At 64.4% G+C, this 12,436-nt stretch carries 12 protein-coding genes and 1 pseudogene; 7 read left to right on the forward strand and 6 right to left on the reverse strand.

Translation table 11 applies throughout. The annotated features are described in order from the left end of the window. Positions 1 to 233: pseudogene (locus IVB32_RS16395) on the forward strand (DEAD/DEAH box helicase); the annotation flags it as partial. A 65-nt stretch (positions 234 to 298) separates the two neighbouring features. On the opposite strand, the gene IVB32_RS16400 reads toward IVB32_RS16395, so the two are convergent. Then, a complete protein-coding gene (locus tag IVB32_RS16400) occupies positions 299 to 808 on the reverse strand; it encodes a GNAT family N-acetyltransferase (protein ID WP_247335658.1) in 510 nt (169 codons plus the stop codon). A 145-nt stretch (positions 809 to 953) separates the two neighbouring features. Between IVB32_RS16400 and IVB32_RS16405 the strand changes: the two genes are divergently transcribed. Next, positions 954 to 1,340 (forward strand): hypothetical protein, encoded by a 387-nt coding sequence (locus IVB32_RS16405; protein WP_204511591.1) that lies wholly within the window; start codon positions 954 to 956, stop codon positions 1,338 to 1,340. 13 nt (positions 1,341 to 1,353) lie between these two features. On the opposite strand, the gene IVB32_RS16410 is transcribed toward IVB32_RS16405, so the two are convergent. Next, positions 1,354 to 1,908 (reverse strand): PAS domain-containing protein, encoded by a 555-nt coding sequence (locus IVB32_RS16410; RefSeq protein WP_085361735.1) that lies wholly within the window; start codon positions 1,906 to 1,908, stop codon positions 1,354 to 1,356. 526 nt (positions 1,909 to 2,434) lie between these two features. Between IVB32_RS16410 and IVB32_RS16415 the strand changes: the two genes are divergently transcribed. Next, positions 2,435 to 3,211 (forward strand): rhomboid family intramembrane serine protease, encoded by a 777-nt coding sequence (locus IVB32_RS16415; RefSeq protein ID WP_018455359.1) that lies wholly within the window; start codon positions 2,435 to 2,437, stop codon positions 3,209 to 3,211. A gap of 189 nt (positions 3,212 to 3,400) precedes the next feature. Continuing rightward, positions 3,401 to 3,829, forward strand: coding sequence for a CBS domain-containing protein (locus tag IVB32_RS16420; protein WP_085351136.1), 429 nt, complete (start codon positions 3,401 to 3,403; stop codon positions 3,827 to 3,829). Between the two features lie 16 nt (positions 3,830 to 3,845). Here IVB32_RS16420 and IVB32_RS16425 read toward each other — a convergent pair whose 3' ends face one another. Continuing rightward, complete coding sequence (locus IVB32_RS16425) at positions 3,846 to 4,886, reverse strand: patatin-like phospholipase family protein (protein WP_085361736.1); 1,041 nt, start codon at positions 4,884 to 4,886, stop codon at positions 3,846 to 3,848. A 242-nt stretch (positions 4,887 to 5,128) separates the two neighbouring features. Here IVB32_RS16425 and IVB32_RS16430 point away from each other — a divergent pair, with 242 nt between their 5' ends. Then, on the forward strand, positions 5,129 to 6,202 hold the full coding sequence (locus IVB32_RS16430) for a hypothetical protein (protein WP_204511590.1): 1,074 nt from the start codon (positions 5,129 to 5,131) through the stop codon (positions 6,200 to 6,202). Between the two features lie 312 nt (positions 6,203 to 6,514). After that, a complete protein-coding gene (locus IVB32_RS16435; RefSeq protein ID WP_018455363.1) occupies positions 6,515 to 6,796 on the forward strand; it encodes a hypothetical protein in 282 nt (93 codons plus the stop codon). Positions 6,797 to 7,692: 896 nt separating this feature from the next. Here the strand turns inward: IVB32_RS16435 and IVB32_RS16440 are convergent. The 3 genes from IVB32_RS16440 to thrS all read right to left on the reverse strand — a co-directional run bounded on the left by IVB32_RS16440 (position 7,693) and on the right by thrS (position 11,763). Then, entirely contained in the window at positions 7,693 to 8,961 is a 1,269-nt protein-coding gene (locus IVB32_RS16440) for a serine hydrolase domain-containing protein (protein ID WP_085351139.1), read from the reverse strand. Positions 8,962 to 9,024: 63 nt separating this feature from the next. Continuing rightward, positions 9,025 to 9,588 carry a nitroreductase gene (locus IVB32_RS16445; RefSeq protein WP_018455367.1) on the reverse strand — a complete coding sequence of 188 codons (564 nt, stop codon included), beginning with the start codon at positions 9,586 to 9,588 and terminating at the stop codon, positions 9,025 to 9,027. Positions 9,589 to 9,681: 93 nt separating this feature from the next. Beyond that, complete coding sequence (thrS, locus tag IVB32_RS16450; RefSeq protein WP_162496534.1) at positions 9,682 to 11,763, reverse strand: threonine--tRNA ligase; 2,082 nt, start codon at positions 11,761 to 11,763, stop codon at positions 9,682 to 9,684. Between the two features lie 186 nt (positions 11,764 to 11,949). On the opposite strand from thrS, the gene IVB32_RS16455 reads away from it, so the two are divergent. After that, the coding region (locus IVB32_RS16455; RefSeq protein WP_247410751.1) for an MFS transporter at positions 11,950 to 12,436 on the forward strand (487 nt) is incomplete at its 3' end.

Raw genomic sequence — 12,436 nt, forward strand, 5'->3', positions numbered from 1 at the left:
CGCGCGAGCCGAACGGGTTTAAACCGCAAGGCAAACCTCACGGCAAGCCACACGGTAAACCGCACGAAAAGCCGTACGGCGAACGCACACCGAAATTCGACGATGCTCCTTCCTTCGCAAAGAAGAAAAAGCACAAGAACAAGCCGGGCCACGCTGAGCCCTCGGTCACGTCGTGGTCTGAGAAGGGCGCCGCCGGGAAGAAGCCGAAGACTAAAAAGAAGCATCGCGCCTGACTGGCGCTGCCCAGCGCGGACGGCAATGATGCCGCCGGATTGCGCCGGCGGCATCGTCTCAGAAATCAGGTGTGAGCAGCGAGATCGCGCAGCATGTAGGTTGCGCTGTCGCCGTAGGTCGCGAGCTTTACCCGCAGCTCCGCATCCGCCGTGACCGGCCGAAAGCCGAGACGCTCCCACAGCGGCCGCGTGGCGTAGACCGACACCAATGCGAGCGTCGCGATTCCTGACGCGCGCGCGAGCTGTTCGGTCGCAACGACATAGTCGCGCGCGACGCCGCCGCGAAAGTCGGGCAGCACCGCGATGTCATGCAAATAGAGGCAATCCGCATCGCCGGGCAATTGCTCGAGGAAGCCGTCGAGCGGCGGAATCCGGTGCTGCATCCAGGGATGCGCCAGACCGTAGCCGACGATCCCGTCGTCCGCGACGATCACGCGGCAGCCATAGGGATAGAGCCGCATCTTTTCCGCAAGCACCTCGGGGCGTTCAGGCAGATCGGGATGGATTTGCGCTGCGATCTTGCTGATCGCCGGCAGATCGGAGGCGCGGGCGGGACGCCAATGCGGCTTGCTCATGTCGATCCGTCGTCCATCTCCATCATCCCAGTTTATTCCGATGCGACGAGGCTTGCAGCGAAAAATATCTTTGCCGCGATCTCAGGAATACGACGGCTCGCGCGGCGTCCTACCCATGCAAGCCCATTGCCTGACAGGAGAGACCATGACGTCATCCATCCGCCTCGCGCTCACGCTCGCAATATCGCTGGCGCTGCTTCCCGCTGCCTTCGCGGCACCGCCGACCAAGACCGGCAAGACCGACAAAGGGAACGTGCTTACCGACGCCAAGGGCATGTCGCTCTATACTTTCGACAAGGATGCTGACAGCAAGTCGGCCTGCAATGGTCCGTGTGCGACCAACTGGCCGGTGCTGAAGGCCGAGGCGAGCGATGCCGCCGCCGACGGCTACACCGTCATCACGCGCGACGATGGCTCGAAGCAGTGGGCCTACAAGGGCAAGCCGCTCTACACCTTTGCCAAGGACACCAAGCCCGGCGACGTCACCGGCGACGGCTTTCTGAACGGCGCCTGGCATCTGGCGATGCCGTGAGCGCGGTGCACTGCTAGCGCAGCCCCTCATAGACCATCAGCCCGCGTGCGATCTGCAGCTTGCGGATCGCGCGCGGCAGCAGTTTTTCCGGCTGGTGCAGATAGCGCCAGGAGGTGAGGGCGAACGGGCCCAGCGCGCCGCATTCGTCGTCGAACGGCGCGAGCACGCCCGTCACGCTCACCGGTGTATGCGGGCGGGCGTTGAACGGCAGCAGCAGCAGCTCGAGATACGCCTTGCTGCCGTCCTCGCGCGCGGCGGTGACGCCGGCGATTGCCCCGAGGCTCTCATCGGCGACGATGGTCGTGATCTCCTCGATCTCGCGGCGGCTAGCCTCGTTGAACAGCGCCGCAAAGCTCGCATCCTTGAGGTCGCGCCCTGCGAGGGCGCAGACGCGCGTGCCGGCGACGCGGAACGGAAAGCCGAGATGGGGCTCGCAGGACAGCACGAAGATGTCACCGAGCAGGCCGCGCACGGCGGCCGGATCGATATCGGCCCGGTCAGGGGCCCGCGCGGTGCCCCGCTTGGTGTCCCAATATGCGAAGAACTCGCGGCTCGACGGATGTTTCATGGCTGAACGCTTACCCCGGGGCGCAACCTCGCGGGACAAACCTGTCCCGCTTCAGTGCAGCCGCGATCCCTGTGTTGTTGTGCAGGAGGGGCTTTGCAGCGTCCATGCCGCAGCGGCATTTTCGGTGCTCCTGGCGCTGCCTTTGCGTCGTTAACGTTAAATTAACTATGCGCTTTCCGTGCACCGCCCCGCTGCTATGGTGATCGCGGTCGCAAGCCTCGCCGCTTTTCTCCAGGTTCTCGGCGAGGCCTGTACACAGGCGTCAAACAGTTTGGTCACCGGCCGCGGGGAGGGGTGGGGATACTCCCGTCTCTCTGGGTACCGGAAGTCCGACACGGATAGGCAGGGCTTTCCCAGGGCCCTGCCTTTTCCTTTTGTGCACTTGCGCAGCGCGGGCAAAGGCGACTATCTCCAAGGCCTGTCGTGAAGCCTGTCGCTCCGATCGCGCCTGAAAGCGAAGCCGCCCTTGGAATTCCCGCCAAATTCTCCGCCGCAAGATCCTTCGTCGCAAGATGCTTCGCTGGGGGTGCCGGCCGTCGTTGAGGAGGCTCCGCGCGAGCCGATCCTGACGCTGCCGTTCGCGCTGACCGCCTATATCCTCCTGCTCGCGGTGATCCATCTGCGGGTGCTGCTGCCGCCGGAGCTCGAGAACTGGACCATCGACGTCTTCGGCTTCATCCCCAAGCGCTACGATTCCTCGCTGCTCAATCTGGAGATCCCCGGCGGAGCCGGCGCCAAGGTCTGGACCTTCGTCACCTATTCGCTTCTGCATGCCAATCTCACCCATCTCGGCTTCAACGTGCTGTGGCTGTTGCCGTTCGGCAGCGCGCTGGCGCGGCGCTTTGGCGCCATCAGGTTCTTCCTGTTCCTCGCGGTGACGGCGGCGGCCGGCGCGCTCGCCCATCTCGTCACCCATGAGCACGCGGTGGCGCCGATGATCGGCGCCTCGGCCTCGGTGTCCGGCGCGATGGCGGCGGCGATCCGCTTCGCCTTCGTTCGCGGCAGCTTCCTGTCGTTCAGCCGATCGGATGCCGATACCGCCGCAAGAGTTCCGGCGCTGCCGCTGTCGCGCGCGTTGCGCGACGGGCGGGTGCTCGGTTTTCTTGCGGTGTGGTTCGGCGTCAACATCGTCTTCGGCGTCGGCGCGATTGGCGTCGACAGCGAGACCACGAGCGTCGCCTGGCAGGCGCATATCGGCGGCTTCCTTGCCGGCCTGTTGCTGTTCGCGCTGTTCGATCCGGTGCCGCGCGTGCGAAGTGATGCTGCGGATGCGTCATCACGGGACATTTCAGACCGCATTTGAAGCGGCGCTTGCGGCGCCGCCCGAATTCATCCATCATTCCCGAGAAGAATGTTCCGAAGCGACAGGCCGCTAGCGGCGATGCTTCGCAAAGCGCCTGAACGTGAAACCGGCGCTGAAACTGTTAGTTGAAGACTCGAAGAACAAGTCCGGACCGCGAACAGCGGACGGTTGCGATTCAGGGAGGCGACAATGACGGTACGTTCGATTCTCAACACCAAGGGCCACCAGATCATGAGCGTCGAGCCCGACGCCAAGCTGGCTGCCGCGGTCAAACTGCTCGCCGACAAGAAGATCGGCGCGGTGCTGGTGATGAACCAGAGCCGGCTGGAAGGCATCCTGTCGGAACGCGACATCGTCCGGGTGATCGGCGAGCGCGGCGCCGGCGCGCTGGAGGAGCCGGTCTCGCAGGTCATGACCCGCAAGGTGGTCACCTGCAAGGAGACCGACACGGTCGCCGAACTCATGGAGATGATGACCACCGGCAAGTTCCGCCATCTGCCCGTGGTCGACAACGGCAAGGTGGTCGGCTTGATCTCGATCGGCGACATCGTCAAGCGTCGGGTGCAGGAATACGAGGCCGAGCAGGAAGCTCTGCGCGACTACATCAAGACTGCCTGATCAGTAGACCGCCTGATCAGGCCTGCTGGTCGGCTTTGGGCGCGGCGCCCTCGGGCGCGGGCGCCAGTTCGTGGATTGCCTCCTGGATGGACTCCAGCGCACGCTCGGCTGCGCGGGTGCCCAGCGCGATGAGGTCTTCGGAGCGGTGGAAATCGAACCAGCCGAATTGGCCGATCCGCGGTGTGATCAGCATGTCGGGCGGATCGCCGGCGAGGCGGGCCCGGGTGATACGGTCCTGCATGATGTTGAAAGCGTCGACCATCACCGAGGAGAGGCCGGGCCGGGCGCTGCCGCCGCCGAAGAACTCGCGCTTCACCGTCTTCTCAGGCGAGAAGAATCTCGGGAAGCGCCGCTTTGACGCCGGCTCTTCGGTCGCGGGGATCACCGGTTCAGGCATCGCGCCGTGCGAATAGACCGTCGTCGAATAGGTGAAGATGTCGCTGGAAAGATTTGCGGCGATGACGATTTCCGCGCCGAGCGCGCGGGCGGCCGAGACCGGCACCGGGTTCACCAATGCGCCGTCGACCAGCCAGCGATCGCCGATCAGGACCGGAGAGAAGATGCCGGGCAGCGCGTAGGAGGCGCGCATCGCGTCGACTACGCGGCCGCGCGTCAGCCAGATCTCGTGGCCGGTGCGGACCTCGGTCGCGACGGCGGCGAACTTGACTGGGAGATCCTCGATCTGGCTCTGGCCGCAGGCAGCCTCGAGCCGGGTCGCCAGCTTCTCGCCGCCGATCAGGCCGGAGCCGTTGAGGCGGATGTCGAGATAGCCGAGGATGTTGCGCATGCCTTGCAGGCTGCGGCCCCATTCTTCCAGCGTATCGAGCCGGCCGGCCGCATAGAGGCCGCCGACCACTGCGCCGATCGAGGTGCCGACCACGACGTCAGGCACGATTCCGTTGGCGAGCAGGGTCCTGATAATGCCGATATGAGCGAAGCCGCGCGCCGCGCCGCCGCCGAGGGCAAGGCCGATGACCGGCCGGCGGATGCTGCCCAAGCCGACTTTCTCGCCGACCTTATCGCTGTTCGAACCCCGACCCTTCAATATGTCCAGCACCGAAACTCTCCTACGCCGGGACCCGCCATCAGACTAGGCACCGCACTCGCGCTCCGCCAGAACCGGGCCGAAGCATGGTTTATGCCGGTTTGGGAAGCGCGCGGGGCAGGAGTATGGCGAGGGACGGGTGCCCCTGGGGTAATCACGCAGGCGTCAGCCGGGTTCCAAAGAACCGTATTGGCCGTATTTCTCGGGGATCCAGAGGCTTGAATTTGCCGCGTTTTCGGTGAAAAGCAGGTGGCATGACTCTCGGGGGTGACGGCATCATCGGATGGCGGCGCAGCACATCGCTGCTGCCGGTGCTGGTCCTTGCTGCCTGCCTCTATACTCTTGGCCAAAATGCTGCGCAGGCGCAGCTTTTCTCCGATCGTCCGCCGCCGGTGCCGCCCGCGTCGGTGCCCGATCCCGGCGGTGCCGTCAGTCTGGCGCCGCCCTCCGGCCCGGGTGCCGGACCGCCGAGCCTGCCGCCGACCCTGTTGCAGCCGACCACGCCCAGCATGCCGCCGCCCGCGGTCACGACTGTGCCATCCGCCCCGCCGCTCAACGCGGCGGTGCCCGGACAGGGCGTGCTGTCGCTGACCGCGAAATACGGCAAGGACACCCCGCCGATCACCAGCGGCCTGGTCTGGCGCGTGTTTGCCGATCGTCCCGACGAGAACGGCACCTTCAAGCTGATTCGCGAAGATCGTAATGCCACGCCAAACATCGTGTTGCCGCCCGGCAATTACGTCGTGCATGTCGCCTTTGGCCTCGTCAGCGCGGTGCGCACCGTCAGCCTGAAAGCCGAGACCGATCGCGAGTCCTTCGTGCTGCCCGCCGGCGGCTTGCGCATCGAGGGCCGCGTCGGCACCAGTCGCATTCCGCAGAACCAGATCTCGTTCGCGATCTACAAGGGCAGCCAGTTCGAATCCGGCGAACGCGCCTCCCTGGTGCCGAACGTGGCCGCCGGCGACGTCGTGCTGCTGCCGGAGGGCACCTACTACATCATCTCGAATTACGGCGACGCCAATTCGGTGGTGCGCTCGGACATCCGCGTCCAGGCCAGCAAGCTCACCGACGTCACCATCACCCACCGCGCTGCCGTCATCACGCTCAAGCTCGTCAGCGACAGGGGCGGCGAGGCGCTCGCCAACACCGCCTGGTCGGTACTGACCCCGGGCGGCGACGTCATCAAGGAATCGATCGGCGCCTTTCCCCGCGTCGTGCTCTCCGAAGGCGAATACCGCGCCATCGCCAAGAACGAGGGCAAGGTCTACGAGCGCGGCTTCAATGTCGTCAACGGCGTCGACGGCGAAGTCGAGGTCGTCGCGCGGTAGTGCTTGAGCGGTGATGCCGCATGCGGCCTGACGCTGGTCTTCGTGCCTGGTGAACACTTCTCATTCAGCGCATGGATTCCCATATCTCATTACCGCCAGTCCCGTGTGCGAAAGCAGATGCTTTCCGCTGCTCCGCTTGCTGTTGCGATTGTTGGCGTTTCGATTTGAACAGCTCTGGCAGCGCTACCAAGCAGGACCGATCAACACCGGCACCGCCGGCTTATTCCAGCGGCGCCGCGACTTCCTCACAGCCGGTGCAAGATACCTATTTCCGATAATCAATTTTATTCGCTTTCCATCCTGCCGCGTTATATGTCGGACATCACTCCAACGGGGGAGGCCGGAGCAGGCTCGTGCGTCTGCGAGACCGGCAAGGAGCAGGGGACCAAGCTCGTCGGCATGTTCGAAGTGATCCTCACCAGGCGTAAGCGGTTCGGCTGGCGGTGGCAGGTGTGCGACCAATCCGGCAAGAAATTTGCCGATGGCTTCGAGCGCACTCGGCCGTCCGCCAAATATCATGGCGAGCGCGCATTGTTCTTTCTGTTGTCGCAGGCCCATCTGCGCAACCGCTTGGCGACGTCCAGCGAGGACTAGTCGGGACTGCGCGTGCAGTCCGATAAGTCCCGTAGCCCGGGTGAGCGAAGCGATACCCAGGACAGCTCGTGGTCGGAATCCCGGATGTCGCTTCGCTCATCCGGGCTACAAGACCTTGCGTTGCCCGACGGGCAAAACACCCAAATTGTCGGTCAACGCGAGCCGCGAAAATATTCCGCTTTGCCGAATTTCGGAAACGACGTATGTGTCGCCGCAACCCGGCCCAAGGAAGAGGGGCGTATCGCGATCGTCACGAACGCGGGCCGGACGGCGGTGGACGTTAGTCACATCGGCGCGATCGGCTTCGCAGGGCGGGCAACCGTGAGCGAAGGCCTCGCGCACACGACCGGTGTGATCGGCGTACGGCAAAATCGTGTGGTCCTGACGCCCGGGGTCTGTGCGTCAAGCGTTGCGGTGATGTGGGTTGCCCAACCGGGCGCACGCGTCAGCCATCCGCAAGGCGACGGGGGCAATAGTGCATCGCTCCCCGGGGAGAGCGCGACATAAGCCGTAAAGCCACTGCGCAGGGAAGGCCGGATGTTTTGGCTTCACCTGTATGCTGCTGTGCAATTTTGTTCACGACAATCTCGCACAGTGGACCGCGGGTGCCAGCCGGCACCCGGTCTCCCTGCGCCCTCTTTCATTTGAGGGTAAGGCATCGAGGCAAAGCTCGGGCGAACAAGCCGCGAGGATGCGAAGGTGCGTCTGCGATCCGGAATGCGATGAAAGTGCGACGCTTCCACCCACAGACTCCGTCGTTGCGAGCGCAGCGAACCAATCCAGAGTCTTTCCGCGTGGGCAGTCCGGATTGCTTCGCTGCGCTCGCAATGACGAGGATGATGGGAGTATACGCCGCCGAGATCGCAAAGCTGCTCGCCGATTTCGGCGAGCGAGATTCACGGACGGCGTAACTCGGACGGATAGCAGTCGTAGACCAGCGCCTTGAAGGCCGGCGTGATGCGGCTGCGCTCGTTCTGGGTCTGCTGCATCAGCAGGTAGACCATGTCGAGCTTGGGATCGACGCCGAAATAGGTGCCGCTGCCACTGTCCCATTTCAACTCGCCGAGCGAGCCCGGCGGCGGCGGTTTGGCGTTGCCGGGATCGGTCCGCACCGCGAGGCCATAGCCATAGCCGAAGCCGTCGCCCGGAAAATAGAAGTAATCGCGTCCGACGCCCGAGCCCGGCCCGACGTGATCGGTCGTCATGGCCTTGAAGGCAGCGGGGCTCAGATAGCGCTTGCCGTCGAACTCGCCGCCATTGAGCAGCATCTGCGCGAATCGCTGGTAGTCGGTGATGGTCGAGAGCAGCCCGCCGCCGCCGGACTGCCATTCGGGGTGATCGAGGCGCTCGCGCTCGGCGGCGAGCAGGATGTTGTCGTTCGGCAGCGGCCGCGCCATCCGCGCAAGCTCGTCCTCGGTCGCCAGCGCGAACTTGGTGCTGCTCATGCCGAGCGGATCGAAGATGCGCTGCTTGAGGAATTCGTACAGCGTCTGGCCCGAGATGATCTCGATGACGCTGCCGAGGACGTCAGTGGAATGACCGTAGCGCCACAGCGTTCCCGGTTGCCGTGCCAGCGGCAGCCTTGCGATGCGTTCGGCGAATTCCCTGTTGTTGAATTGACCTTCGAAGATATTGGCGGCCTTGTAGGCCTGCTCGACCCATTTGCCGCCGATGTAGTCGTAGCTGATGCCCGAGGTGTGCCGCAGCAGATCCTCGATGTTGACGGGACGGACCGGGGCCACGAGATCCAGGTGCAACGTGCCGTCGGGATTGGTGACCTCGAGGCCCACCTTGGTGTCGGCGAAGAGGGGAACGTATTTCGACACGGGGTCGGTGAGCGCGAGCTTGCCCTCGTCGATCAGCATCATCGCGCCAAGGCAGGTGATCGGCTTGGTCATCGAGTGGATGGCGAAGATCGTATCGGGCGTCATCGCGAGACCGGTCCTGGTGTCGCGCACGCCAATAGTCTTCAGATAGACCGGCTTGCCGTGCTGCTGGACCAGCACCACGGCGCCGGGCAGCCGGCCATTCGTCACCTCGTTGTCGAAATACGCTGTGATACGGTCGAGCCCGTCGGACGACGGCGCGGGGACGTCGGCGGCGCGGCTTCGCGCCATCGTGCCGGCCAGCAGCGCGGCTCCGACCAGAAATTCACGACGCTTCATCCGGGCTTCCTCCCTCGCCGGGATCAAAGCCGCAAGACGTCGAAGGCGTCAACACGCCTTCGATTAAAATCGCGTCACGATTTCAGAAAGGACCGGTCGCGGACGGTCTTCGCTCGGCCTGGTCGGCTTGCCGATATGGACGAAGCCCGCGAGCTTCTCGTCCGGCTTGAGGCCGAGGCCATCCAGCACGTCGCGATCGAACGCGAACCAGCCGGTCAGCCAGCAGGCGCCGTAGCCGAGCGCCGCCGCGGCCGTGACGATGTTCATAACGCTGGCCCCGGCCGACAATTCCTGCTCGAAGGCCGGCACCTTCGGATGCGGTTTGGTGAAGCTGACGATGCCGATCACCAGCGGCGCATCCGTGAGGCGTTTGCGCTCGGTCTCGACGTCGGCCGCCGGCGCGCCGGGATTCTTCCGGGCAAACACCTTCGCGATCACCTCGCCGGCGCGCTGGCGCGCATCGCCCTCGAAGATGATGAAGCGCCAGGGCGCGAGCTTGCCATGATCAGGCACGCGCGCGCCGATGGTGAGGATCGTCTCGAGCTCGGCCGGGGAGGGGCCAGGTCCGGACATCTCGCGCGGCTTGACCGAGCGGCGGGTCTTCAGGAGTTCGATGGCGTCGGGCACTGCGGTTTCCTCTTCGGCTGGTCGTGGGGCGTGCAGTCCCCACATAGGAATGCACGCCCGCAACCGAAAGCGAGTTTAGACCGATTTCAGATGTCAGGTCGCGCCACGCGCCCGCTTCACATCCGGCGGGGTCGCTTCGTCGACGAGGGCGGCGATGGCTTCCACCGTCGTCGTCACTTGCTGCCCGTCGCTGCCGAGCCGGCGGATCGAGACCGACTGCGTCTCGGCCTCTTTCTTGCCGACCACGAGCAGTGCCGGAATTTTGGCGAGCGAATGCTCGCGGACCTTGTAGTTGATCTTTTCGTTGCGCAGGTCGATCTCGGCTCGAAGTCCCGCACGCCGGACCTGCTCCAGCACCTGCTTGGCATACTCGTCGGCTTCCGACGTGATGGTGGTGACCACCACCTGCACCGGCGACAGCCAGAGCGGGAAGTTGCCGGCATAGTGCTCGATCAGGATGCCGATGAAGCGCTCCATCGAACCGCAGATCGCGCGGTGCACCATGACCGGCGGCTTCTTGCCGCTGTCGTGGTCGATGTAGAACGCACCGAACCGTTCCGGCAGGTTGAAGTCGACCTGCGTGGTGCCGCACTGCCAGTCGCGGCCGATGGCGTCGCGCAGCACATATTCGAACTTCGGTCCGTAGAAGGCGCCTTCGCCCGGATTGATCTCGGTCTTGATGTGATTGTTCTGCGACTGGATCTCGCGCAGCACCGTCGCCATCACGCGCTCGGCGTGATCCCACATCGCGTCGGTGCCGACGCGTTTCTCCGGCCGGGTCGACAGCTTCACAGTGAGATCGCCGGTGAAGCCGAAATCGGCATAGGTCGACAGGATCAGCTCGTTGATCTTCAGGCACTCGTCGGCGAGCTGATCCTCCATGCAGAAGATGTGCGCGTCATCCTGGGTGAAGCCGCGCACGCGCATCAATCCGTGCATCGCGCCGGACGGCTCGTAGCGGTGCACCACGCCGAACTCGGCGAGCCGCAGCGGCAGGTCGCGGTAGCTCTTCAGGCCATGCTTGAAGATCTGCACGTGGCCTGGGCAGTTCATCGGCTTCAGCGCGAACCAGCGCTTGTCTTCGGCCTCCTCGCCGGCCGACTGCGCCGCGAACATGTTCTCGCGGTACCAGCCCCAATGGCCGGAGGTCTCCCACAGCGACTTGTCGAGGATCTGGGGGGCGTTGACCTCGCTATAGTCACCGGCCAGGCGGCGTCGCATATAGGCGATCAGCTGCTGGAAGATGGTCCAGCCCTTGGCGTGCCAGAACACGACGCCCGGACCTTCCTCCTGGAAGTGGAAGAGGTCGAGTTCGCGCCCGAGCTTGCGATGGTCGCGCTTTTCCGCTTCCTCGATCTGCTTCAGATAAGCGTCGAGGTCCTCCTGCTTGGCGAATGCCGTGCCGTAGATGCGGGTCAGCATCGGGTTGTTGCTGTCGCCGCGCCAATAGGCGCCGGCCACCTTCATCAGCTTGAAGGCGTTGCCGACCTTACCGGTCGATGTCATGTGCGGGCCGCGGCAGAGATCGAACCAGTCGCCCTGGTAATAGATCTTGATCGGCTCGTTGCCGGGAATGGCATCGACCAGCTCGACCTTGAACGCCTCGCCCTTGTCGCGGAATACCTGTTTTGTCTTTTCGCGATCCCAAACCTCCTTAGTAAAAGGCTTGTCGCGCGCGATGAGCTCGCGCATCTTCTTCTCGATCGCGGCAAAGTCTTCCGGCGTGAACGGCTCGTTGCGGAAGAAATCGTAATAGAAGCCGTTCTCGATCACGGGGCCGATGGTAACCTGCGTGCCCGGCCACAGCGTCTGCACGGCTTCGGCAAGCACGTGGGCGCAGTCATGGCGGATCAGCTCGAGCGCGCGTGGATCGTCCCGGTTGATCAGCTCGATCCTGGCATCGGCTTCGATGGGATCGTCGAGGTCGGAGACCACGCCGTCGAGCGCCATCGCGACCGTACGCTTGGCCAGCGACGGCGAAATGCCCTTGGCGAGTTCGAGGCCGGTGATGCTCTTGGCGTATTCGCGCCGGGCGCCGTCGGGGAAGGTGAGGGTGATTTTTTCCGGTGGGGTCACGGGTCTCAAATTGCTGAGGCTGTACTGGAAGCCGGATTCGGATTTGGGCTGCTCGGACTTGGATTGGTCCTTGGATGGGTCCTTGGGCTGGTCGGTCATGGCATGTCTCCTGAGGCTCACTCCTGCGAACGAGCGCAGGTAAGCGGGAACGAGCGATATATCAGGCGAGTCGGCCTGCGCAATCCGGCATTTCCAAGAAACCGGCGCGCAAAAGCGGAGGCGCTGCACGAACTATTCCGGGCAACGCCCTTTAACTGGTCGCAAGGCGGCTCTACATGCGTTTGCATGGAAAATGCACGCGCCGGCCGTTTCGCGCCAACCGCCCTGATGCTCGGCAATCTCGTCACCGGCTGCTCAGTACTGGCGCCGGCGGGCATGCTGCCGGAATTGGCGACGGGGCTCGACGTCAGCATCCATGCGGCTGCGCTCCTGATCACCTTCGGGGCTGTCATCCTCTGCATCGGCTCGCCGCTGACGGCCTGGCTCACCAGCCGGATCGAGCGCCGGGCGTTACTCACCACGACGCTGGCGGTGCTCGCTTTTGGCAATCTGGCCTCGGCCTTTGCGCCCGACTATGCGAGCCTCCTCGTCATCCGCCTGGTGATGCTCGCGGTCGGCGCGCTTTACACGCCGCAGGCCGCCGGTACGGCGGCGTTGATCGTGCCGGTGGAGCGTCGCGGCAGCACGATTGCCTACATCTTTCTCGGCTGGTCGCTCGCTGCCGCCGTCGGCCTGCCGCTGATCACCTTCATCGCCAGCCGCTATGGCTGGC

This window comes from Bradyrhizobium sp. 23, assembly GCF_023073295.1.
Classification (GTDB): domain Bacteria; phylum Pseudomonadota; class Alphaproteobacteria; order Rhizobiales; family Xanthobacteraceae; genus Bradyrhizobium; species Bradyrhizobium canariense_D.

What these genes read in the sequence shown, in the direction of transcription:
- IVB32_RS16400 (WP_247335658.1), bottom strand. Translation starts at nt 808, where the DNA reads ATGAGCAAGCCGCATTGGCGTCCCGCCCGCGCCTCCGATCTGCCGGCG.
- IVB32_RS16405 (WP_204511591.1), top strand. Translation starts at nt 954, where the DNA reads ATGACGTCATCCATCCGCCTCGCGCTCACGCTCGCAATATCGCTGGCG.
- IVB32_RS16410 (WP_085361735.1), bottom strand. Translation starts at nt 1,908, where the DNA reads ATGAAACATCCGTCGAGCCGCGAGTTCTTCGCATATTGGGACACCAAG.
- IVB32_RS16420 (WP_085351136.1), top strand. Translation starts at nt 3,401, where the DNA reads ATGACGGTACGTTCGATTCTCAACACCAAGGGCCACCAGATCATGAGC.
- IVB32_RS16430 (WP_204511590.1), top strand. Translation starts at nt 5,129, where the DNA reads ATGACTCTCGGGGGTGACGGCATCATCGGATGGCGGCGCAGCACATCG.
- IVB32_RS16435 (WP_018455363.1), top strand. Translation starts at nt 6,515, where the DNA reads ATGTCGGACATCACTCCAACGGGGGAGGCCGGAGCAGGCTCGTGCGTC.
- IVB32_RS16440 (WP_085351139.1), bottom strand. Translation starts at nt 8,961, where the DNA reads ATGAAGCGTCGTGAATTTCTGGTCGGAGCCGCGCTGCTGGCCGGCACG.
- thrS (WP_162496534.1), bottom strand. Translation starts at nt 11,763, where the DNA reads ATGACCGACCAGCCCAAGGACCCATCCAAGGACCAATCCAAGTCCGAG.